Source organism: Candidatus Zixiibacteriota bacterium, from assembly GCA_036480375.1.
Classification (GTDB): domain Bacteria; phylum Zixibacteria; class MSB-5A5; order GN15; family JAAZOE01; genus JAZGGI01.
Genome location: JAZGGI010000010.1, coordinates 36047 through 60788, shown reverse-complemented (window position 1 = coordinate 60788; position 24742 = coordinate 36047). Strand labels below are relative to the sequence as shown.

The 24742-nt window shown below is 44.2% G+C and carries 15 protein-coding genes; all 15 read right to left on the bottom strand.

Translation table 11 applies throughout. From position 1 onward, the window contains the following. Positions 1-8 precede the first annotated feature (8 nt). On the bottom strand, positions 9-1037 hold the full coding sequence (locus V3V99_02325; protein ID MEE9441489.1) for a VWA domain-containing protein: 1029 nt from the start codon (positions 1035-1037) through the stop codon (positions 9-11). Next, a complete protein-coding gene (locus V3V99_02320; GenBank protein ID MEE9441488.1) occupies positions 1034-2119 on the bottom strand; it encodes a hypothetical protein in 1086 nt (361 codons plus the stop codon). Before V3V99_02320 ends, V3V99_02325 begins: the two co-directional genes overlap by 4 nt. After that, positions 2119-3042 carry a hypothetical protein gene (locus tag V3V99_02315; GenBank protein ID MEE9441487.1) on the bottom strand — a complete coding sequence of 308 codons (924 nt, stop codon included), beginning with the start codon at positions 3040-3042 and terminating at the stop codon, positions 2119-2121. The genes V3V99_02320 and V3V99_02315 overlap by 1 nt, the downstream gene beginning before the upstream one ends. Continuing rightward, positions 3042-3917: a DUF58 domain-containing protein gene (locus tag V3V99_02310; GenBank protein ID MEE9441486.1), complete on the bottom strand. Its 876-nt coding sequence runs from the start codon at positions 3915-3917 to the stop codon at positions 3042-3044. Before V3V99_02310 ends, V3V99_02315 begins: the two co-directional genes overlap by 1 nt. A 6-nt stretch (positions 3918-3923) precedes the next feature. Next, complete coding sequence (locus V3V99_02305) at positions 3924-4913, bottom strand: MoxR family ATPase (protein ID MEE9441485.1); 990 nt, start codon at positions 4911-4913, stop codon at positions 3924-3926. A gap of 12 nt (positions 4914-4925) precedes the next feature. Further along, a complete protein-coding gene (locus V3V99_02300; protein MEE9441484.1) occupies positions 4926-5807 on the bottom strand; it encodes a hypothetical protein in 882 nt (293 codons plus the stop codon). Positions 5808-5923: 116 nt separating this feature from the next. Further along, positions 5924-6751, bottom strand: coding sequence for a geranylgeranylglycerol-phosphate geranylgeranyltransferase (locus V3V99_02295; GenBank protein MEE9441483.1), 828 nt, complete (start codon positions 6749-6751; stop codon positions 5924-5926). A gap of 63 nt (positions 6752-6814) precedes the next feature. Then, positions 6815-8533: a BamA/TamA family outer membrane protein gene (locus V3V99_02290; protein ID MEE9441482.1), complete on the bottom strand. Its 1719-nt coding sequence runs from the start codon at positions 8531-8533 to the stop codon at positions 6815-6817. After that, entirely contained in the window at positions 8478-11759 is a 3282-nt protein-coding gene (locus V3V99_02285; protein ID MEE9441481.1) for a hypothetical protein, read from the bottom strand. Before V3V99_02285 ends, V3V99_02290 begins: the two co-directional genes overlap by 56 nt. A gap of 16 nt (positions 11760-11775) precedes the next feature. Further along, entirely contained in the window at positions 11776-12741 is a 966-nt protein-coding gene (locus tag V3V99_02280) for an NHL repeat-containing protein (protein ID MEE9441480.1), read from the bottom strand. 1 nt (position 12742) lies between these two features. Next, complete coding sequence (locus tag V3V99_02275) at positions 12743-13528, bottom strand: hypothetical protein (protein MEE9441479.1); 786 nt, start codon at positions 13526-13528, stop codon at positions 12743-12745. A 6-nt stretch (positions 13529-13534) separates the two neighbouring features. After that, a complete protein-coding gene (locus V3V99_02270) occupies positions 13535-14437 on the bottom strand; it encodes a DUF5683 domain-containing protein (protein MEE9441478.1) in 903 nt (300 codons plus the stop codon). Positions 14438-14457: 20 nt separating this feature from the next. Further along, complete coding sequence (locus V3V99_02265) at positions 14458-17943, bottom strand: T9SS type A sorting domain-containing protein (protein ID MEE9441477.1); 3486 nt, start codon at positions 17941-17943, stop codon at positions 14458-14460. 58 nt (positions 17944-18001) lie between these two features. Beyond that, positions 18002-20773: a PorV/PorQ family protein gene (locus tag V3V99_02260; protein ID MEE9441476.1), complete on the bottom strand. Its 2772-nt coding sequence runs from the start codon at positions 20771-20773 to the stop codon at positions 18002-18004. Between the two features lie 44 nt (positions 20774-20817). Beyond that, positions 20818-24693 (bottom strand): type IX secretion system sortase PorU, encoded by a 3876-nt coding sequence (gene porU, locus V3V99_02255; GenBank protein ID MEE9441475.1) that lies wholly within the window; start codon positions 24691-24693, stop codon positions 20818-20820. Between the last annotated feature and the right edge of the window lie 49 nt (positions 24694-24742).

Here is a 24742-nt window from a genome sequence, read left to right as displayed (position 1 = left end):
ATCATGCCCTACGGTATTTTCCTGAAATAGGTCTGACTCAAAAACATCTCTACCATTAGAATTATAAATCCGAAAATCACAAACTCGAAAAACAATTCCTCATACTGCGTGTACTCATGAACATAAATTTTCGTTTTTTCCAGTTGGTCGATTTCCGAATAAATCTGTTCCAGTTCTGTCTCGGAGCGTGCCCGGTAATATTTGCCCCCGGTTTTATCGGCAACCTGGGTCAGTAATTCCTCATCGATTTCATTGGGCAAATACTGATACCTTTTACCAAAAATCGTCTGTACCGGATACATGGCGTTACCCGGTTTACCGGCACCGATAGTATATATTTTAATACCCATCGTTTTGGCGACATTGGCCGCCGTAAGAGGATCAATCTCACCGGCGTTATTGACTCCATCAGTCAAAAGAACAATTATTTTTGACCTTGCTTCGCTCTCCCGCAGACGATTAACCGAATTGGCCAGCGCCATCCCAATCGCCGTGCCGTCTTCGATCATTCCAAAGTCAATCTGTTCAAGGAAACTTTTCAGTATTCCATAATCAAGTGTCAGCGGGCATTGGGTGAATGAATTCCGGGCAAAAACGACCAGTCCGATTCTGTCATTGGTACGCCGATCAATAAATTTCCCAATTTCTTCTTTGGCCACATACAGGCGATTATGCGGCTTGAAATCTTCCGCTTCCATTGAGCCCGAAATATCAAGCGCCATTATAATATCGATTCCCTCGGCATCAATGTCACGCTGTTCGGTGCCCGATTGCGGGCGAGCCATAGCAATAATCAGAAAAGCAAGAGCCAGAAGACGAAGCCAAAATAAAAGCGGTCTGAATTTTTGGCGCATAGTTTTCTTGCCGGTCTTGACGAGCGACACATCCGAATAACGCATCGATGCCGAACGGCCCGGCATTTTCTTGATATAATACCAGACCATCAACCCGATTATCAGAGCCCCGATGAGAAATATAAACCAGCCCGGAATCTGGAACAAAATTATGTCCCATCCTTCGAATTTCAGGATTCTCATTCCGCATCCTCCTTATTCTCGTCTGAGGCAGAATTGGCCGCCAGCACAGCACGCAGTTCCGGTGGGGCATATTTCAATTCACCGAATTCCTCGTCCTGAATTCCTTGATAAGAAGGGATATATATATCCGGAGTCTCATGCTCCGGCAACGTATAGGTCAAATCACGGCCTCTATCAATCAGCGAAAAAGTGGTTTGCCAGTCAGTTACCGGCTGTTCAGTGGGCGGAATAAATTTGGCGAATTTTATCAGGTCGGCCTGTTCGAGAAATTCGGTAAATTCTTTCGTATAATTTTCATCAACCGAAAGTTCATTTAATTTTTCTTTAATTTCCGAGGTTGTCAAATCAATGGCGTCGAACTCAAATTTCTTACCGACAAAGCGCCTGATAATCTCGGTCAGCTCAATATAAAATAATTTCAATTCGCCTTTTTCGGGAAGATTTTTATCTTTGAGTTCCGCCAGATCGGCAAAAGCGATTTCCCATGCGGGACGAGGATCAATGTATTCTTCCTCTTCTCTTTTCCTCCATTTGAACCACCATAAAGCGAATATCCCCCCGCTGACAAATATTACCGCCCCAAAAATACTCCAGATCAAAACCGTGTTATCACCCGGAATTGAAACCTGGCCACGGATATCCACTAACCGCAACGTATCGGTCTGCGCTCCCTCCCCCAGAACCGATTTGATATTAATCTTTATCGGATCCGACGATAGAACCCGTTTCGTCGAATCGGGCATCATATATTCTATCGGAAGCGGTGGGATGATATACTCGCCGGTCGTAAAGGTTCTCATACTGAACCAGAGCGTCTGCCGTAACCGGCCGTCTTCGAGTTTTTCTTCTTCTCCGGCCTTATAATCTTTGACATCGAATTGACCGAGATTAGCTCCCACCGCGGGAGGAGTAAGGACGATAGTTGAATCATAGGCGACGCTAATCGTATATTCAATCAAATCCCCGATAAACGCCGTCTGTTTATCAACCGAGGCGGTTATCTCGATTTCACCCGTTGCGTATATATTACCGCATAAGACAACGACTGCGGATAAAATAATTACTGGATGCCGCCAATTCATTATTTCAAATTCTCCTCGAATTTCTGAACCGGTTCGGCCTGCAATAAAACGCTGATATATTCATTCATCGCTTTCTGCCCCAGATAATTCATATAATCCTGAGCAACGTTCTGATTAATAGCATCAAAATCCTGATTGTCGTACTTTTCTTTATTTGCCTCATAATACATTTTTAACTCAGATGTATCCGGCTTGACCGTGGGGGCAATCTTTTTGCTGGTATAGTATTGAACCAAATAGTCCTTTTCGATGTCCTTCAAGGCTTTTTGCATTTCGCCGGAACGATCAAATCCTTCGCGCATGGCCGCATGATAAATCAACTCCCGGCCTATTAGCTGATTGAGAAACTCTTTCTTTCCTTCCGGCGATAAGTACTGATTGCGCATACTTTCCGGGATCGATTCGAGAGCCTTATTAAAATCAACCAGGGTAATCTTATCCGACCCTACGATTGCCACAATTTTCCCAACGGCTGTATCGGGATGGGCGCTGGCTTGAGCATCCAACTCACGGCGAGCATCGAGACGCCGTCCCATTTTTTCCAGGCTGGCAATCAGGTTTTTGCCCGCCTCATCATAATACGACCCGTTTTCGTCGAGAGAACGGGAACGGATATAATGCGCCGCGGCCTGTTGATAATCGCCGATTTCCTCGAAGTATATCTTCGCGATCAAATAATTTATCGCGCCTCGCTCTGCCGAGTTGAGTTCAGCTTCATTCAGGATTTTTTGATATTCCTCAATGGCCGCTTCGGGCAGATTGTTATCGGCCAGTTCTCCCGCCAGTTTCCGAGCCGAAGATACAATTTCATCTTCCGGACGGGGCGGCAAATTAAAATATATCAAAACAGCTACCGCCAGAGCACCAAGTGCGAGAACCATTGTTATAATCTGCATCACCGAAATTTTACTTTGTCCAGCCATCAGCGTCGTTTCTCCCTCATTTTGAAAAACTGTACCAGCGGTATCGTATACGGCTTATCCGTCCTGATTTGAATAAAATCCATATCGATCAATTTGAGATCTCGCTGTAGATTACTAACTGTTTCCTGAACCTGCTCTGAGAATTCTTTCCGGAATCGGGCTGACGAGGTATCGAGCACAATCACTTCACCCGTCTCGGCATCTTCCAATTCAATCAATCCATAATTATCAAAGGCTATTTCGCGTGGATCGGATATTTTGATTGCGATAACATCATGCTTACGGTTGGCTATCTGAAGCGGCCTGAAGTAATCTTCCGACAGAAAATCCGATATCAAAAATACTACCGAACGACGTTTTGTTACTTTGCTGAAAAACTCCAGCGCTCCGGCTATATCGGTTTTGGTATGCTCCGGAGTAAAATATAAAATTTCCCTGATAAGCCTCAGCACGTGCGGTTTGCCTTTTTGAGGCGGGATATATTTTTCTATTTTATCGGTGAAAATTATCAGGCCGACTTTGTCATTGTTTTTGATGGCCGAAAACGCCAGAAGAGCGCAAAGCTCCGCCGCCAATTCCTCTTTATATCTCTCAAAAGTCCCAAACCGTCCCGAAGAAGAAGCGTCAACCAGAAGTGTTACCGTTAATTCGCGTTCTTCCTTAAATTTCTTGACGTGGGGAATTCCTGTTCGAGCCGTAACATTCCAGTCAATCAGGCGGATATCGTCTCCGGGATAATATTCACGCACTTCTTCAAACTCAATCCCCTGTCCTTTAAACGTCGAATGATATACTCCGGAAAAGAGGTCATTGACCAGTTTGCGTGTGCGAATCTCTATACGCCTGATTTTTTTGAAAATATCTTTGGGTATCATAGCGGCTTACGGCACCTCAATCGTATCAAAAATCCTCTGGACAATATCGTCCGCCGTCGTTTCTTCGGCTTCCGCTTCGTAAGTAACCAGTATCCGGTGACGCAACACATCCAGACCTATTGCCTTGACATCTTCGGGAGTAATATATCCGCGGCCTTTCAAAAAGGCGTGAGCCTTGGCGGCCAGGTTAAGATATATCGACGCTCTCGGCGATGCGCCGTAGGCAATCAGGTCGGTCAGGCTTCCCAATCCGTATTTTTCGGGATTACGGGTCGCAAAAACGATATTAAGGATATATTCTTTTACTTTCTCATCAACATATATTCCGGTGACGACTTTGCGAGCCTCAATAATGTCTTCCGAGCTAACCGTTGCCGACACTTTCAATTCATTGCCAACCGTCATGCGATCCATAATAATTCGTTCTTCTTCGATAGAAGGATAAGTTATTTTCAATTTGAAAATGAATCTATCAATCTGCGCTTCGGGGAGCGGATAAGTCCCCTCCTGCTCAATCGGGTTCTGCGTCGCGAGAACCAAAAACGGCTGATCAAGAGCAAAAGTCTCATCGCCAATTGTCACTTGCCGTTCCTGCATCGCCTCCAGTAATGCCGATTGCACTTTTGCAGGGGCGCGGTTGATTTCATCGGCCAGAATTATATTGGAAAAGATTGGTCCCTTTTTAACCGAAAATTCTCCTTTTTGAGGATTATATATCATCGTTCCAATCAGGTCGGCTGGCAACAGATCGGGAGTAAACTGAATCCGCCTGAACCCGGTGTCGATAGCTCCTGCCAGAGATTTCACCGCCAGGGTTTTTGCCAATCCCGGAACGCCCTCAAGTAGTATATGCCCGTCCGCCAGAAGTCCGATCATCAGCCGCTCAATCATATATTTCTGACCTACAATTATCGTCCCCAGTTCCGCTGAAAGTTTTTCGATAAATTCAGATTTCCGCGCCACTTCTTCCTGAATCTGTTTGATATCGAGGTCCATATATCCTCCACTTTATTTAGATAATTTGTTTTCGAAAAATCGATATATCTTTTGGTACAATTCCTCAACCTCACCCGGAGAAGGAGAAACAGGGCTATATTTTTCTTTCTGCAATAATTCCAGCCAGGCAATTAAGGACGTTTTGTCTTCGCTGTCATCTAGTTCCTGGACTTTCGCGATTATTTCCTCGCCGGTTTTACTCGAAACCTCAAGATTGAGTTCTTTCTCCAGATAATTTATCAAAAGCCGATACGTCCGCGAATAAAACAACTTCTTATCGGCTACGGTATCTTTTTTAATCTCTCCCATTGACGTTATATAAAAGCGATCTTCGACCCTGACTTCTGCGTCCCGTTCTTTGGAACGCTTAATATAGAAATAAGCAATTACGGCAATGCCGATAATCATCACGACCGCGATGACAATCAGCAATACCGTATTATCCGATTCTTCTTTGGGAACCGGCTTTGCTATTTCCACCATCAGTTGACTCGTTTGCAAGGGTTGAATTTCACCGGTAACAGTATTGGTAGCATTGAGAGATAGAGGATGAATTACTCCGGTTCCGTAATCGGTCGGCTCAAGGATGTAGACGAATTTCCGTGTTGTTAATTCAAGATTTGACGCGCTATCCGTTGGAGTGGCCAAAATTGTTGAAGATGACCCAAGGATCTGGAATTTATCCAGTTCAGGGATAGGAAAATTATCAATCTGATATAAAGAAGGCTCACCCTCCCAGGTTAATTGAATGACCAGGGTATCCTTTTGTTCGAACGCGATGGCTCCGTTTGAGATTTCGGCCGAAATTCCGATGCTGCCCGAATGAGCCGAGGCGGATAAAATCACAAAGAAAATCGTACTAAAAATCGTTGCCGCGTTAAATATTTTTCTCATAATAGACACCAATTAATCACCACTTCCAAAATCAGTCAAGTTCTTTTATATCCTGGGCTAAGGTCAATTATACAGAGTAGATTTGGAAAAGTTTTCAAAAAATATGTTAATGTCTGTTAATATTCACGGCCCAAAATTAATGCCAATATCCCGAGCAGCATTTCAAGTTTCATGAAAAGTGAGACGAGTCTCAATCTCTTCCTGTTTAATGAAAATCCCAGCCAGATAAACTGTAAAAGTGCAGGTAATATCACTCCCAATAATGTGATATACAAAAACACTATATTAAACCACTCCAGCTTATATACGCCAATAGTCATTACCGTCAGGACGGTAAACAATATATATACAATTATTATTGCTTTGATAGGGCTTCCTGAAATCGGTCCCGTTCGACTTCCCATAACCGAATCTCCGGTACAATCCTGGATATCTTTTATGATTTCACGGCCAAAATGAGCGATAAAGGCGAATCCCGCCGCGGCCAAAACTCCCGGATAAATAAAAATATCTTCGGGTCGAGCCGCCACTCCTCCAAGGATAAAAGTTAACCCTCCCAATATTGAGATAACAGCATTTCCCCAGTACGGAGTATGCTTGAGCCTTAGATTATACCACGTCACCAGAATTATCCCGAGAATAGCGATTGTGATTCCAGCCCAGTTGAGAAAAAAAGCGAAAATTCCGGAAGCTGCCAAAAACATAATAGCCAAGGCGCGCGCCGAGCCGATCGATATTTGTCCGGTTGGAAGCGGACGGCACGGATGATTTATAACATCCGATTTTCTATCTACGATATCATTGACAACATTACCGTAAGCACACACAAAAAACGCCGCAATCGCCGGTATATATATTATTTTGAATTCTCCTGGGATTGAAGCCAGATACTGCCCCACTATGACGGCCAGAGAAGCGATCAGGCAATTAGGAAGTCGAATCAAGCTGGAATATTTCCAATAATCGGTCACCTTTATGATTTAGATGATTACCAGGCTTCAGTCAAGCTAAAACTTGGTCCGCAAACCAAAATGAAGCTTCCCCTGCCCCAGATTATCGTTCTCGCCCCATCCGGCTTCAAGAGTAACTGAAGTATTTGACTTCGCCGCAAATATCCCCGCTCCGAAACCGGGTTTGAGTAGTTCTTCGTTTATCAGATCGCTTCCCGGAGATAATTTGAGAGAATAGATATAACCTATATCCGAAAATATGTATAGTGATGCGGCGGTAGAGGGTCGGTAGCGCAATTCCGCCTGCCCAAGGGCTACGCGTCGTCCGGCAAACTGTTCCTGCCGATATCCTCTCAATGATCCGTATCCCCCGAGCTTAAATTGCTCCGAGAAATCAATGAGGTCACGGGAAGTAATATATATCCGATTTTCAAAATTCAAGCGAAATACTATATGATTTGTAAGAGGTATAAAATTATCAGCCGAAATGGAAACTTTGCTGTCGTTATTGATAACACCTGTCGCGACGGTATCGGGCCAGCTTACCCTGCGAATATATGAAATACTCCCGCCGAGCGAACTCCCCTTCGATGGATTCAGTGCGTCATCAAGATTGGAATACTGATAAGAAAACTCCCCTGTCCACGCCCGAGAAGGCGCTTGTAACATATTTTGAGCTTCGGTTTTCGTCCATGAAATCGCACCTGATAATTTAGTATGTTTTCTGATCTGAATCGTGAGAGCCCCTTCGATTGAAAACAGATGGTAAAAATCACCGTTATCAATTTGACGAAAACGCCCGGAAATTTCCAATAAATCAGGAGTAAATACCGGCTGAAGATACCCGAATTCGATTCTTGACGACAGTCTGTCTTTTCGGTCAAGCAACAAATCAATTCGGCGACCGCCGCCAAAAATGTTCTTCGATTTGAAATTCAAATAGCCGACAAACTCACCGTCCCGGTCGCCCCGTCCGGGCAAATAACCTCCGGCAAATTCAATCTGGTTACTTTTCAACTCAGATAAGATGAATGTCAGTTCTACCCCATCATAATTCTGATTTGGGATTACCGATGGAATTGTGTCAATAGACAAAAATCCGCTATTACTTATTTTTTCAGCGGCGCTTTCGATATTAGAGAAAATTAAGGCATCTCCAGCTTTAAGCCCCGATAATTTTTCAACAAAATCGGGAGACGTTTTGGAAAGCCCCTTAAACCTGACCCGCTCCAGATTCACGGGAGGACCGGTTATAAGTCTTAAATTGAGTTCTAATGAATTGTTATAATGCGTCACACCAACTACGTTTAAAGATGCAAAAAAATACCCCTCATCTTGATATTCATCTAAAATCTCTGATTTGATAGATTCGATATTTTCCCTCGACGCAATTACATCGGTCAATTGATTGATTTGCTTACTAATTTTTTCGCCGTCAGATTTTATTATTTCAAGATTTATCAGGTCAACATAATACACCGGTCCCGCAATAATGGTTATTGTCGAATCATTAATGGATATTTGATTATTCAAATAACCTGACGAGATAAGAAACTCACCCAACGTATCCGTGGCCCTGTCGCGCTTGATATTCGCAATGATTTTTTCAATGCCGGTTTTGACGAATGTATCGGGCATATCTCCGGTGTATTCAACCGCGAATTGATTGGCGCTTATATTCATGCACAAACATATACAGGCGCTTATGTATAATATGAAATTAGAATAACGCAACCAGCTCACCTCTTCCGGTAAATTCAGATTCTCGATTTTCATAGAATACATTTCTCATACTGGCGGTTATTCTCATCGCTTTACCGATTTTATAATTCACTATCACTGAAATTTGCCCTGATTTTCCGAAACGATGACCGTCGGTCACGAAATATTCCGGTGTGGTGAAATGTTCCTTTTCGGATAAATTACGAAATTCCCCTCGAAAACGAAATTCACCCCGGCCGGAATATCGGGCGATTGCCTCGATTTTTGTGGCAAACCCTTCTCCCCGTCCCCCATTTTTTGATTCATTAAAACGCACATGCTCAAGCTCAGGCATAATTTGAAATATTCCACCTGCATATATCAATTCCCATCCATATTTCGAGGTTCGTATTTTCGCGGCAATTAATCCGCTGCCCGATTGCCCGGTGCGGATATGATTATATTTCAAAATTGAATTCAGTTTTGAAGAAAGAGCATTTTTTATTTCGGCTTTGTAGTTTTTCGAGTCTTTAAAATTAGATAGGCCGCCGTCTTGCTCTCTGAAATTGTGAGTAAAAATGAAATTTAGCACATAGAATCTCATTCGGGGGAAAAGTAATAACATATATCGTTCTCGGCGGATGCGGTTCACATAATCCACACCCGATCGACTTGTCCACGGGAGCACCCACGATAGATTTCTTCTGTCTTTACCCACGGCCTCCTCAACAATTTCAGACCGCAGGCGGAAAGCAAACTGGCTTAACCATAAATGATATTTTTCGAGAAATCCTGCCCGTCCCGGATTTAAGGTAATATTGTGCGTTTTCTCACCTCGTGTAATTGAAACCGCCTGACCGACTTCTTGACGGACCCTGATAAAATCGCCATCTATATCAAAAAAATACTGGTCATCCTCAAAACGATAATTTCCCTGACCGCTTTCTACTTCAATATATCTGAATTCCGATGATTTCCCCAGCTCGCTATTTTGACGATAATCCGCCTGAAGGGACAACCACCCGTCCGGAGCCAGATATCGCATAGTCGTGGCGAAAAGCCTTGCGGTTCGATCATCGCGAAATGAATCAAGGCGCTTTTGATTAAGGATTGTACCGGTAAAATTAAGCTTCAGCCGCCCAAGATTCTCATCCGAATTAAACGTTACCTTGTCAAGTCTCGGCCCTTTGCGCCCATAATCATCGCTTTGAAAATCAACCCGCCGAGAAACTGTAAGGACAGTATTACGAATGAATAGATCCGATTTGTATTCAGAGTATTTTTCGACATCCGGTACATTCTCGAAAAAATCCTTCTTCAATTCGTTTATAAATTCCAGATCAATCCGGGATGTTTTAGGACCTTTTATGAGCAATCCCGCCGAGTATTGTTCAAAAAGCCCCTTCGATTCAGAAAGTATTTTATCATGCGAATTCCCAACTTTGTAATTCATTCGCGGGCTTATAAAATTATCCGTGAAATTTGCAGCTTCAATATTAAATCGATACGCTCTCAAAATTTCACCATAATTAATAAATCCACCATCAAATGCGAATTTATGATTAGAGAATGTAAACCGGTGCTCGGATTCGAAGCGAAATTCGTCCCCATCAATTATCTCTTCGGGAAGCGCCCACATCCTGTTATTATCGGGGATATTGACTCGATAGATCGGATTATAATTCTTGCTCTGGTATCTGACCATGGTCTGAGATTGCATTTTTTTATTAGTATGCGAAAACTTCGCCTTCATTCGGCTGCGAAAATTATCCTCGTCGTCGATATTGGAAAATAAATTTTCATCACGGTCATTGCCGTGATATTCAATACTGATTATGCCTTCACTGTACGGCCTTATTTCCGCGGCAGAGTAGAAAAAACTGTTTGATGACGGCAGGGGCAATAATCTAACCGGCAAATAATCACCTTGCCCCGCCCCGTTGAATTGAAATACATTTTCGCCAAGGCGGATATAATCACCCTGACTTTCCCCGACGAATGAAAACTGAACAGAATATTCCCCCCTTCCCGATCCGACGAATTCATAATACTGGTTCCCCGCGGTATCAATTGTAAGCACATAGTCTCCTGCTGTATCGGCCGTGGCGCCGCTTTGAAAGGCGCGCGAAATTGAATCACCCGCTGCAGACAAACTAACGATATCCGCCGGACTCAATGACAAAAATCTTAGCCTGTCTTTTTCCTCTAACTCGCGCCTCCCTCCGAATGATAATCTCAATCGATTGCTGAATAGATTTATATCCTGTGACAATTCATAGACTGCCTGAGAATAAAAATTGTCAGCTTCCTCAAAATCAATCTCCATGCGGCTGCGGGAGGTTATCAATACTGCCGGTGAAAATGTTATCCTTCCGGCGGAATAATCAATAACATAATGGCGATCAGTGCGTCCTTCGAGGAGCCGTCCGTCGACATAGATTTTTTCCGAACCCGCCACAATCGCAACCGGAACGCCCGCCCGGCTGTTTACTTGATAAGGCCCCTGTTTGCCGTCAATACCCCGGATTCGTGCGATATGAAATTTACCGGCCGGCCGCCCGATTGAAGCCGCGGCTTTATATTGATTGAATTTAAAGACACTCGATATTCCTGTAATTCGTTTTTGCGGTAAATATGGATTTGATATGGATGGAATATCTCCCGCTCGGGCCGTCAGTTGTTTTCCCTTGATCTCAAAATAATATTTATCGAGTTCCGATAATAGCATTGTCGATCCGCCCGGACCTATCGGGTTATTTACGGAATTGATCTTATCGGAAACCGAACCCTTGATTTCTAAATCCGAACCAATGCGGGCATCAAAGTCAACCGATAATCCCTGAGAAAAATTACTCTGACCCGATTTTCCGACGTTAAATGCGAATGATTTGTTACCCGATAGGTTTATCTTCCTTAAATCCGATGGGCGATGTCGATCTGTTGATGGCCTGATACCGGAACCGGGCAGATTGATAAATTTTCTACCCTCTCCCGGTTTATTTCCCGATGATTCAAACAGCCATTTGGGAAGGTGAAAAATACGGACGTCGATACTATCGCAATCAATCCTCGTTAAAATCTTCAGTCTGCCTGTGCGAGGATGAAGGCGATAGTCGATTCCCCGCCGAAGGATCTTGCCGCCGCAATAAATGGAATCGGAATTATCCGCAAACGGCTCCAAACCGGTCTGAATTAGAGTATCATCCGGTTGAATTGCCAATTTTATGCTGAGATATTCCCCGTGCGCGCAAGGATTAAGGAAAATAGATAACGCGGCTAACGCCAAAAAAATAACCGCCACTTGACATCTATCCGGATTAATCCTTATTGGCCTCATAAATTATACGGTAGATTAAAATTTCGTTATTACCGGTATTGGCAACAAATAACTTGCCATCGGGAGTTACCGTCAGGGCTTGTACATTATCCAATTTTGTATCCGGACTCATTTCTTTAAGGCCGTCAAATATTAGTTTTCCGGAATTATGAAAAGCCATAATTGTCCTTAACCGACTATCTGATACCCAGACCAAACCATTGTTTCCAACCGCCACCGCTTCGGGACTTTCAAGCATTTGACTTCCAATTTGCCGAATGAAATTTCCATAATCATCAAAAACGGCGATGCGTTTGTTTCCCATATCGGCGACATAATGATTACCATCCTGATCGAGTGCCAGCGATTTTGGATTAAGAAGCGTTCCCTGGCCGTATCCAAAATCACCGATGTACCGACTGAAATGATTAAAATTATCCATCCGGATAAGGCGCGAATTATCATAGTCGGCTACCGTCAATTCCCCCATCGGCGACACTGCCAAACCCGAATAGTAGGTCAACGTTGATATAATCTCTTCGGGGTCGTCTTCCGGGATAATTTCCTCGACAAAATTCAAATTGGCGTCAAGATGTACCACGCGCCTGTTTCCGGTATCGAGAACATAAAGATTGAGTACCCGATCAACGAATAAATCATTCGGGTTTTGCAGACGTCCCATACCTGTCCCATAGCCGCCGTAATCACGAATCGTCTTTAAATTCTGATCAAGCTTTATTATACGATGATTGCCATTATCGCTTATATATATATCGCCTCGTGTATCAATCGCCAGACCGGAAGGCTGCAGTAAATCATGTGTCAATATCCGCCCGGAAATTTTATTTTCAAAAATGAGAGAAACAGGTCCTGTAATCGAGCTATTAATATTATCCGGAACGGGAGGCGGCGCGTTACCACCGCATGAAACGAGAATTATCAGACAGATAATTACCGCCGGTCGCATCTCAAAACTTCCGCGTCAAAGATAATTTAATCTCGGGATTCCTCCCAAAGATCTTTGGTGACACTTTCATATGATATTCGCCAAATTGCGTTAATGAACTTACTTTTTTCTTGGCCGATTTAACCGTCCGGTAGGTATCAATAGCAGAAACAACCCGATTGGCAATCGCCAGACCGATAAGAAAAGTCGAATTGCGAAAAGCGGTCTTGGCCTGATCTTTCAATTCTTTGTATCTCAGACGCCGCTCTTCCGAATCCCATTGCCAATCGTATTCATCAGTATCGGGGTAATACGGTCGGTCGGGATGATATAAACGGCCGAATTGATTGTATTCATCCCGATTATCATAAAATCCAACCATATCATAAAAAACATCATCTTTACCGGACGTATTGACTCCGCCATAAGCGGAAGCAAGCGACAAATAGTCATCCTTTTTCCATCCGCCGTAAACACGATAGGCAATAAAACCGCTCCAGATAGCCGCCTCGACTCCCAAAAATACCTGACCTTTGAACCTGGAACCGGCATAATATTCTCCCGCTCCTGGGATAAGAATGGATAGAAACAAAGCCTTCTTCATGGACAATTTGCTTTTATCCGATTCGGGCTGGGACATATCGAGAAAAGTCTTGCCGGTATCGCTCAGTCCTGACATAAGGAAATGCCTTGATATTGGAGGAAACGGCTTAATCACACTCGATGAATTGAAAGAAAACTCCACCGCCAGACAATTACCCGCGAATATCAATAATACTAACGCTATAGATAAAAATATCTTGTTCATATCATCCTAAAATTTATATGTCATTGTTAACATTGGAAAATATTCATCATTCAATTGCGCCGTATGGGCTTTGACCGAAACTTTATTTGCCAGTGTATCCAGGTTTTTATTATGGCTTCGGGCCGCCAGAGCCGCTTCAAATCCGGAGATAACATGATTAATCATCGAAACAACAATCGAAGTCGTCGCCTTATCATACATTTTATTGGCATCATGCCGCATCGTTTCATAATGCATCCGCATTGCCGAATAAGTTCCAGGGTGCGGGTCCCCGTCGGAATCTTGATAATTGACATCCGCCCAGCCGTAAACAAACTGATTGTACTTACCTATCATCTCATAATATTGCTGAGTCCTGGTGTCTGGTAAATGATGAGTAAAAAGCGGAAATCCGCGATCATTCAGAACTAACTCATCATCTCTATAACCCCAGTGCATTTCCAACCAATCACTGTATGTTCCCTCGCTCCAATTAGTATTGGCATAAGTCTCATAGGCCGTTGTCTTGTCATCGCCCTTGCCGTTGTAGATAATATGGCCGGTCCAGGCCAGCGCCTCCAATCCCAAAAACGCCACTGCTTTAATTTTGGAGCCGTTATACATCTGTCCCGCTCCCGGAATTATGGCAGAATAAATAAACGCCCTAACCGGGCTTTTATGGCCGCTTGATTTTTTTTCTTTTTGGACGCCCTCGCGAAAATTCAAAGTCTTGCCTTTATCGTTTCCATCGTCATCATTTAATGTCAGAACTGAATAAGAATTGATTTCATTCAAATATTGATTGATCGAAAACCCGGATCCGTTATTTGTATATGGAGGATTTATTTCATCGGAAGCATAACATAAAGAACATGAACAAACACATGCCAGCATAAGTGTACTGTAGATTGAAACAAATCTCACATTCATAGATGCATCCTCCAGTAATCCTATCTAACAATGGCAATGGTTGTAAAGGCTACTTCCGTATCCCCGCCAGCCATCGGCGCCGCTTCGACCCGGCAATGGTAAATCCCCGAAGCCACGCCCGAAAGATACCAATCAATCTCGACATTGCGATTGCCGTCGGCGACCTCGGTGAATTTTTCCTCAACTAAATCGCCCGTGGCGTCAAACATCGAAACCGTCACCCGCGCCGGTTGATTGACATAAAATCGAATCGTGGTCTTCTCACCGGAAGCCGGATTGGGATAATTATAAAAACTCGATTCCGGAAGCAAATCCGCCAGCACTTTTTCCTGACCCAAAGAATCTAAGGGCGTATATCCCGAACCGTCGGCATAACCTCCGCTCATCGGCCAACCGGCGCTGATATCCGACCAGTCGCAATCCCAGGCATCCATCCAGCCATCACCGCCGAAAGTTACCAGCAGTCCGCCGGAACCGTTCCGAACATGAAGTGGTGTTCCGATGCCGTTGATCGTATCATTAACCTGTCTCATTCCCAGCATCCCCGCCGGAGTCGGATAACCCGGTAAAATTCCGTATCCGGGTGTTATCGCATAGAGATTGCTGTAATAATTGTAATAGGCATAATCCAATACGGTATCAATAACAATCGCCGAATCGGGATAATTAATCGTATCGGGATACATGATATAAAAAGCCGGTATCGTTCGCTCATAGATGATCGAATCCAATCCGATTACCGCCACATCAATAATATTATCCCCGTTGATATCCGATATAATCGGCCCGCCAATAATAACCTGTCCGGGGCGATCAAAATCAATATCCAGGGGAAAATCAGTCATCGCCGTTCCGTATCGATCATATCCATATATTTTATTGATTCCGGGAATATAAAGTTCCGGAAATCCGTCATTATCCCTATCAGCTATGGCCGGATCGGACGCGACCGTATCTCCGGTCTGTATATTCAATTCGTCATAGTCAACTATATCATCTGCGGTAAAACTATAAGCAAAAACCTGGCCGCTTTCCGAAACAATTATAATTTCATCAATCCCATCACGATTAAAATCAGATGCTATTGGAGACCTGTGGAAATCGGTTTCATCGATAATTACGCTGTCGATAAAAAACGAATCAGTCAAATCGGCAAATGGCGCGAATCGCGTTTGATATAAAATCGAATAATCGTGTCTGTCATATAGTACCGCCATACCGCCGCCATATTTACATACGCCGACAATCATTGGCATCCGCACGAAAGTCGGCTGAACAAACGATGCAATACTGTCATACGGCGCGGCTAAAATATTTCCGTCGAAATAAAAACCGTAGATGATATTGTTCTCATCGTCAACTATTATGGAACTGACTCCGGCCGAGCCCTGCAAAGAACGAAGCGAATGGAGCTTGGCTCGATATTTTCCCGGTGAAGTGGTCACATCGGTAAACGGCAGATATGAATAAATCCAGCCATTGCTCGCCCCGACCATGACCAGAGTTGTATCCAGAATTTCCGCTACAATCGGTTTGGTAATTATATTACCGAGAGGCAATTGTGCAAACAGCGGCATTGACGCATACTGAGTATCCGTCGGACGGAAGATATTGACATCGGTATCGATATTTATCACGCTCAGGATCATGTCATTGTCAAGCAGTGAATCATAAGGGTCCATATAGTCCCGGCCATCCGGCCTCATCGCCAATAATTTATCACCGGATACCGCGATGATTTCATCATTGCCGTCGCCGTCCAGATCGGCGGCGATGGGCGATAAATCAGGATCATAAGGAATCGACATCCGCCGCGGAAAATTATCGGCCATCTTTTCCTTGACGATATCAAACGTCATCACCATATCCGCTTCGGATATGTTTTCAACTTTTATATGAGTATATCCGCCGCTGTTTGATATCGAAGGGGGATTTGTATATGAACCGAACGTACTATTATTACCGGCATAAAATAAATCTTCCGCTACCCCGTAACCCCGGGAATAATTGCCGCCAAAATCTATAAGTCCGTCCGCTTCAACTAAACGTATGAACCGTCGGTTGCGATCCCATTGCAAAGTATTGGCCTGAAAATTATTTTCATGAATATCGAACGGATAATAATCCATGGCCGCCACGGCTTCATCGACATGCCAGATCGCAATCCCCGCCCCGCTTCCCGGAAGATAAACATCATATTCCGCAACCGGAGTCATAACGGTAATGATGCTGTCGCCATCGAGAATATCCTGAACTTTAACCGGCCACAAAATGACATTGGAAGTGCTATCAACCCTGAGACCGTCAAGATTCCCGTCAATATCGGAACGTCGATTTTCTAAAAGGTAATACTCAGTCGCGGATATCGGAATTTTGACGATCTTGATATTTTCCGTTTCCATCTTCACCGCCGCCAATTCAATCCATGTTCCTTCCCGATATTCGACCACTTCTTCAAATCCCAAAAAAGCCCGCGACCAGGCACACGGAAAGATCGGAACCGTTCCGAACGCGCCCGTTCCGAATTCATCAATATACGCTGCCGTATTCAAACCGTTATTGTCCATCAAGGCAAAATCGCCCATCTGGCTCAAAAATGGCGAACTACCGGTATTATAAAGATCGATTAACCCCAGCTGATGCCCGAATTCATGCGCCATGACGGCGTTCATGACCGTGATGCGATTATCCTGCGCCATCGTCTCGGGCATAATGATGCCTTCGACGATGGTGTCAGCATCGAGAATTAAGTAATTTAATGAATCAAAGGTAACAAACCCAGTAAAAAGATCATTGGGCGTCGGCGTGGCCGAAAACGACAGATCAGTCTGGCGGTCCGCTCCGGCATGAAACAGAATAATCGCTTTCTTATTACCGCGCGTATCTCTGAAATCAAAATTATCACCGTCAACGTCATGCGCCCGAGTTATGGCATTATGGAAAAATTCACCCAGACCCCAATTCGGAGGCTGTTCACCGTAATAGCTCATTGAATGATCCAAAAGGTAATAGCCGATATCTTCATCGGCGCCGTTCGGCCAGACTTCGTATTCAATGTGAAGCTTGCCATTGCTGACAACCGACCAGTAATGGCTCAAAGACCTTAAATGAGCTTCAAAATAATGCTTGTTATGAGGGGCCGGATCGAGCCAATGACCTTCGTCATTGACAAACGTCGCGCTGTCGCGAGTGTCGAAATTGCCCCGGCCGGTTGTAGTCGGGTCATCGGTTCCTTCATAAATAAAACCGATGCGAAGCGCGAGGATACTGATGGTATCGACCGTCCCGGCCGACAAAGCCGCTTTTGGCAAACCGTACGGTTTATCCCGCTTCAGATTTAGAAAATTTTCCTGAGCCCGCCCGGAATAAAATCCTTTTTTGCCGGTAATTTCATCGGTGTTAATAATTGTTTGCTTGTCTTTTATCCTGAGGACATCATCAGCGCACAAGTAGCCGCTGAGCAGAAAAATGATGCTGATAGCGTATAAGAATTTTTTAATCATCATCCCATGATGTTTGAATTTTGTGTAAGCAATGATAAGGGGAAATCGTCCCCTTATCAACCTAAAATGTTACCGTAGCAGATATTCTCAATGTGTTGGCTAACGGTGAATCTATTGAAGACGGCACATAAGCAAAATCAAGACGCAGCAGATTCAATTTCAATCCGGCGCCAAACGTCAAATGCTTAACCTGTCCTTCTTTATCATACTTATACCCGGCCCGCAGAGCGATAAATTTGGCGTACCAATATTCAAAACCAATATGGCGAATGGCGTATTCCAATTCAGTTTTGAAATCGCGATCTACGCCGACCAGGATTTTGTTAATTTCACCCTGAACCATCAGGCTGTTATACGGACTGTCCCATACTTTATAAGATAATCCTATACCGATGTTACGAGGTAAGGCATCCGATTGATCTGCATCGATATAAGTAATATCGGGACCAACATTGGTTATCGCCGCTCCAAATTGGAGCTTCCGCGTCACTTTATATAGAATACCCATATCCACGGAGAAAGTCGAAGCGATACCTGAACCCATCTCGAGGCCGGCACCCTGAGGAGAAAGCCGGGAATGGATAAACCTGCCTGTCATACCCCATTTGAGTCTGGAATTAATGGAAGTACCATACGATGCTGAAATTGCAATTTCAAAAGGAGTGAGAGTACCCGTTTCATTCCCGCTTTCGTCTCTTCCAGGGATACTACCGTAATTTAAATAAATTACACTGATTCCAAATGTACCCAAACCGCGCTTATGATGGACATAAGATAGAAAATCATAATAAATATCGAGATTAAACGACGGCAGCCAGTTGACATGCATGAAAACTATCTCACGCTGCCCCTCACTTTCGCTGGTAATACCCTCGGTTGACACATAGTATGATTGACCTTCATAATCATAACAATCAATGACCTGTTTCCGATCAAGGCCTTCAAAATCAACCGGTTCCCAACCCGAAGAACCTCTTGTTTCGAGGCCGTATTCGGTTCCGACATATATTTTACTATTAACAAATCCGATTGAACGAATCGACGATCCGATGTTTGAATTATAAACATAAACCGTTCGGCCCGGTTCAACCTCTTCTCCATCGAGGTCATTATAATCACTTATATTGGACGCCAGGACGGCGATTTTATCGGGATTACCATCGGGTATGAATTTGGCCGCGATATCCGACACAGTCATAGACGCAACTTCGCCATCAGCATCTCCGACAGGTATCGAAAATTCGGCATATCCAAACCGTACCCATTTATCACCGTAAAAGGATAATAAACCGCTCTTTGTACCAATCCAGAGTATATTAGATGGGGCACCACCTGTATTCTCCCATAAATCTTTTGGGACTGCACCACCAACTGCCATCTCTGTAACATCGAATCTCAAACCGACCGAATAAGGAATCTGGATGACATTGCCCTCGGAAAACCAGAGATCCGATGCGCCTTCGACTATTGTTTCATCAGACTGCTCAGCTAATATTTCGGCATTTTCATTGGCCGTTGTATCTGTTTCTTCCGTTCCCGGTTCGGCTTCCAGAGAGGCATCTTCGGTCTGTTCGACATCTGCGGAGACTTCATCAGTAGCTATTTGGGCAGATCCCGCGTTCAATTCACGAATCCGGCCGATAATGCTTTCCACCTCGGAAGGCGTCCCGTAGATCGCCGACCTACGAGCGATATCTTCAATCGAATCATCAATACGCACCGTATAATCATAACTATCCGACCATTCCGAGCCATTGAAACAATAGATTATGCCATCAATTACGGCATAGGCGTTAATCGGCGTAGCCATCGTAACCGCCTGAACCGCGCTCTGCGGAAGCGTTTCGTAGGTAACGAAGGAACCGTGATAATATTTGGCCAAACCATTGGTAGTACCTATCAGAATATGATCTCCAGCGTCGCTTAAAACCGTAATTTCATTGGAAGGCAATCCTTCATCAGTCGTAAAATTGGCCCATTGCATACCGGATAAGCGAAACAATCCCTTATCGGTTCCAACCCATAGATATCCCGCTGTTTTACCCAGGCAGGTTAGTTTGCCGTCTATAGCCGATGAGAAAGGTACCGTCAAACGACTGGGAAGAAAACGTGATACCGCCTGCTCAATAGAAAAGGTGACGCGATCCAGTTCATCGGAAGACAAAGTTTCATCTTTGAGACCGTCATTTAGTTTATTTCTTAAATCTTTGAATCGATCCGGTTTGAGAAGGCAAAGTTTATATCCGGCGGCCAGAGTATCAAGCCCTTTATTCAATACGTCCAGCTCTTTATAATCATCCGGGATTTTTGACCTGACCGATTCGATAAAACTACTAACCTCGGCTTCGGTAACCCAACAATTTACCTCGACGATTTTGTGGGACATCAATTCGGCCTGTTCATCGCTTTTAATCGAAACAATACTATTGACAAAATCAGTTAAGGTCTGATCCGATGAAGTCACATATTCTTTGCCGGTCTTCCAGGAGATTCCATCGTACATTATCAGGCTGTTTCCGGCGATAAACCAATTTTCCTGGCCCGATTTTCTCTTGAGCGTTATGACATCCGAAATCTCGCCAAAACGAGATGGAAATTTCTCCGTTTTCAGTATTCCCGCTATAGGCGCGTTACCCAAACCGGCGGGATTCCAATAGGTAGCCGTAGCGTCATCAGCCACGGACACGAATGCTTCTCCCATTCCTCCCGGGCGCGCCCCCGCGGCGACTCGCAGATACAATACCGCCGCGTCGGAAACTCCCGCCAAAACCGATTGTGAGGTCGATAACATTAATGCGGCGGTGAGAATTAACAGGATGTGTACCTTCTTCATAATTTCCATCTCCAAAATAGATTATTTAGAACAAAATTTTCCGTTTAATTCAGTAAAACCAGTTTACCGAATGCCTCGGTCAAGTTATCGGTAGTTCTACCGCTGGAAAACACCTTACCTTTTACCGTAATTTTATAAAGATAGACTCCCTCGGCGATACGATCGCTATCGAGGTCGCGCCCATTCCAGAAAAAGCGGCGATTTCGACCGCAATTCAAATCCGTCTCACGAAGCGTTTTTATTTGGCGGCCCGCCAGCGTAAATATCTTTAGTTCCGCCCATTCCGCGGGTTCGCTCAATTCAAAATAAAATTCAGTCGATTCTTCCATCGGATTGGGATAGTTTAAGACATTGTGAATGGTGATACTGCCTGCCTGAGAAGATAATACCTCAAACTCGATTATACCCGGATTGTTGGCGTTATCCCATACTTTTACCCTGAAAATATGCTTCTCCGGCGTTAATTCCGGCAGGCGGTAACTTATTTGACCTTCCTGATAACTGCCCTGATTATACGCAAAATAATCGGTTAAATTCAAAGTCGAGTTATTATCGTTATCGATTGTCAATTCAATCCTATGCCCCAATCCGCCGGTGAGATTAATTCCCGAATTATCGGCGATATTTAGAACAAGAGTTGCATTTGAAGGAATTCTTCCTCCATTTACAAAATCAGGATTTTCCTCAAATGTATATTCAATTACGGGACCGTCATTATCCGTCGTCGTTCCTGCGTTTTGGGAAATTTCTATAGAATCGAGACATCCCAGAGCGGAGCCGATACCGAAAGATCCAAAACATGATATCTGCGCGGCATTGCCACCATAATCAATATCCAGAGGGACAATAAATCCTCCCTCAAACCGGCCGGAACTGACTTCAAAAACACCGCTGAAAATCCGCGGGCCGCCGAGAGAATAATCCATTCCCATGGGGTGATGGCGGACAAATCGAGAATCATAAACGTCCACGTTGACTAACCCATCTACCACGACAATATTATCATCGTTATCGACGACCTCGCCTGAAAATTCAAAATTCTCCAATGGTACCAGCGTACTCGCGGACGTCGGATTAATAGTTATTTTATATTCGGGGATTCCCATATCCCCGAGCGGATCGCCAAAAACGACATAAGAACGGTCGTTCCGAAGAAGATTAACCTGCTCTGACCGTTCGTATTGATGCAAGAGCTTGGCTGCGAATACCGCTTCCGTTATATTTTTGGAACCACCAAAAACGGCATCATACAAATCGTAACTGAAAATAGCGTTATCCCTCGAGTAGACGAGCCGCGTCGCCGAGACGGTTTCAATAGCGCCGTTTTCCTGGCGGAATATCATCTCCGCCATACCCTCTTTGGAGGGTTGATCGAATTTTCCTATGGAACATGAGCCGGCGATTACGATAACCGGTTTATCAAGATTGCGCAGCCGTCCCAGATCAGAATTTTTCTTGAATATATGCTCATCAGCCCAAACATCCGGAGAACCATGCCCAATGTAATTTATAATTAGCGTCCCTTCGTTTATAGTCTTGACGATAGCATCATTGACCATCGGCTTTTCGCCGCTGGAGGCGAAAGAATATTCAGTGGCATAAATTTTCTGCTTTGTAATTTCAGGAGGCGTATGAAATACCGCCAGCGTCTCCGCTTGGGCGGTATGAATTATCTCTCCCGTATAATTACTCTTAAACTCATCATCAGCGACAAAAGTAACTTTGCTTCTCCAAATGCCCTGATTCTCTTCCGATTCATATCGTTTTACTTTCTCAATATAGGAGGAAACTTCATAAGAAGACCTCACCGGCCAGCGAGCAACCATCATATCCCAGCCCCGGTCAGAATTGATGACGTAACTGCTGTCCGAATCAAGCATAGCAAAATCGCCAAAATAGACAAAATTGTCATCTCCGGCCGAATGATCAAATTCCCAGATAAAGGGAGGCATATACGAAGGAGAATGATGCTCCATATTATCCAGAAAATCATAATGACCGTCCCCCACCAATAGAACGGCATATGGAGCCGGAGAGGCGAAATTTTCGTAGGCGAATTTCAGATAGTTACGTATCGCGAGAGGAGATTCCAGACCGAATCCGAATTGATCATAAATATCTTCCACGGCGACAGGCTTCAGGCTATATCCTTGCCCCTGCCGATACGATACATATTCATCAACGGCCCCTGCAAATCCGCCTGGCCCCACAATAATACAATCGTATTGAGAAATATCATTTCGTAGATTTTCACCTTCCCAATTTCTAATCCATTCTGGCTGTAAAACGTCATACTCAGAGAATAATACAAAACGCGATATATCATCTCCCACCATCATCTGAAATTCTGCAGTATCGCCTGACAAGCTCATATTTTCAATGATGGCCGGATCGTCCGGAAGTGTAATATCCAGTACTCGCGAAAATTGTCCAACATTAGCGATATGGTATTTAATCAGCCCCGAATAGGTAAAGGAACTGAAAGCCAATTGAGGATTCGCATATTCCAAAATCTGCGGATAATTAACGCTTAGATAATCAAGATAGGTTCCGCGAATATTTGGCTGCAACGAAACTTGTGCGGTATTCAATCCCGCGGAACCGGCATCGGAATTGACCTCATATTTGTATACTGTTCCCGAGCCGGTCGTTCGAGTCATCTCGGTTCCGTTCAGCACAAGAGATGATCCTGAAAAATTGGCGATAGCCGCCATCTCTATTTCTATAATATCATCGGGAGCCGGATTATCGAGACTAAAAGATGCCGTAACATTGGGCATATTCGACCAGTACCAGGTATAGTAATTGCGGATATGGCCGTCGCTATCAACCCGTAAATCATGATCCTGCTCAACCATTTTGAGCTGTCTGAAATTATTTAATGTCAAATCAGGCGTCCCATTCTCAGACACAATTTGCCGCCAGCGCAAAGGCGAAGACGAATGATCGCCGCCGACCGCCAGCCAGTAATAATTCAGCCGATTATAAATATTCCTGATGTAACCCGGGGGATCCTGAAAGTAATCATATCGATTTACCGCCTGACCGTAAAACAAAATATAATCTCCCGAATTGAAGACGCCGTCACCGCCGTCAATAATATCCACGGGAATTTCATATAACTCGGGCAATGATTCCGAAAATCCGATCGGAGGATTTTTTCCGCCTCCGTAAAATAACCGCAATGAATCAGAAGATAGACCTGAAAGATTTACGCCAACATTGACCAAATCACTTCCGGTAATTCGATAAACACCGTATTCATCAACCGCGATTTTCAGCCATTTCGTGGCGTTTCCAAAATTGGATTCAACAGGCTTATAAACCACCATATTATTTCGGGAAGCGCCGAATGAGAAAAATTGCCTGTCGTTAATCACGGTCCGAGCCAAAAGAGAATCCAAACGCGCTTGCTTCTCAACAAGGGAAGAAGAGCGCGCGGTTTTCTCAAAATAAACATCTATCGCAAAATCATCATAGGAGCCCAGTCCAGTCTCTTCTATTCTCTGAGGAAATATCAAAAATCTGACTATTCTGTGCCCCCGGGCCATAAATTCTGAATGTTTGACGACCAGCGGCGACTGCTCGGACACATAGTCACCCTTATTATCAAACCCTAATGCTCCGACTTTTTTAAAATTGAAAGTGAAGTTCATTTCGCCCCACTCCGGAACCACGACTAATACCGAACGGCCCAATACCTCTTTACCGTTGTAATTATGTCGCGCCAAACGTCTTATTGAAGAATAATCGTTTGAATATAAGGGGGAATACTTTATCGAAATATGGTTATCGGCGATATAGTCGATTTCAAAATCAGGATAATGCGCGTTGGCGGATGATTCGGCCCGGCAAATCGAGTTTCCGGTAAATGAAAGGACAATAAGAACTAAATATGTGAGCGCGTTTCTTTTTAGCACAAAAAAAACCATGTCCCGGGCAAAGCCCGAACACGGCCGGACAATCTAC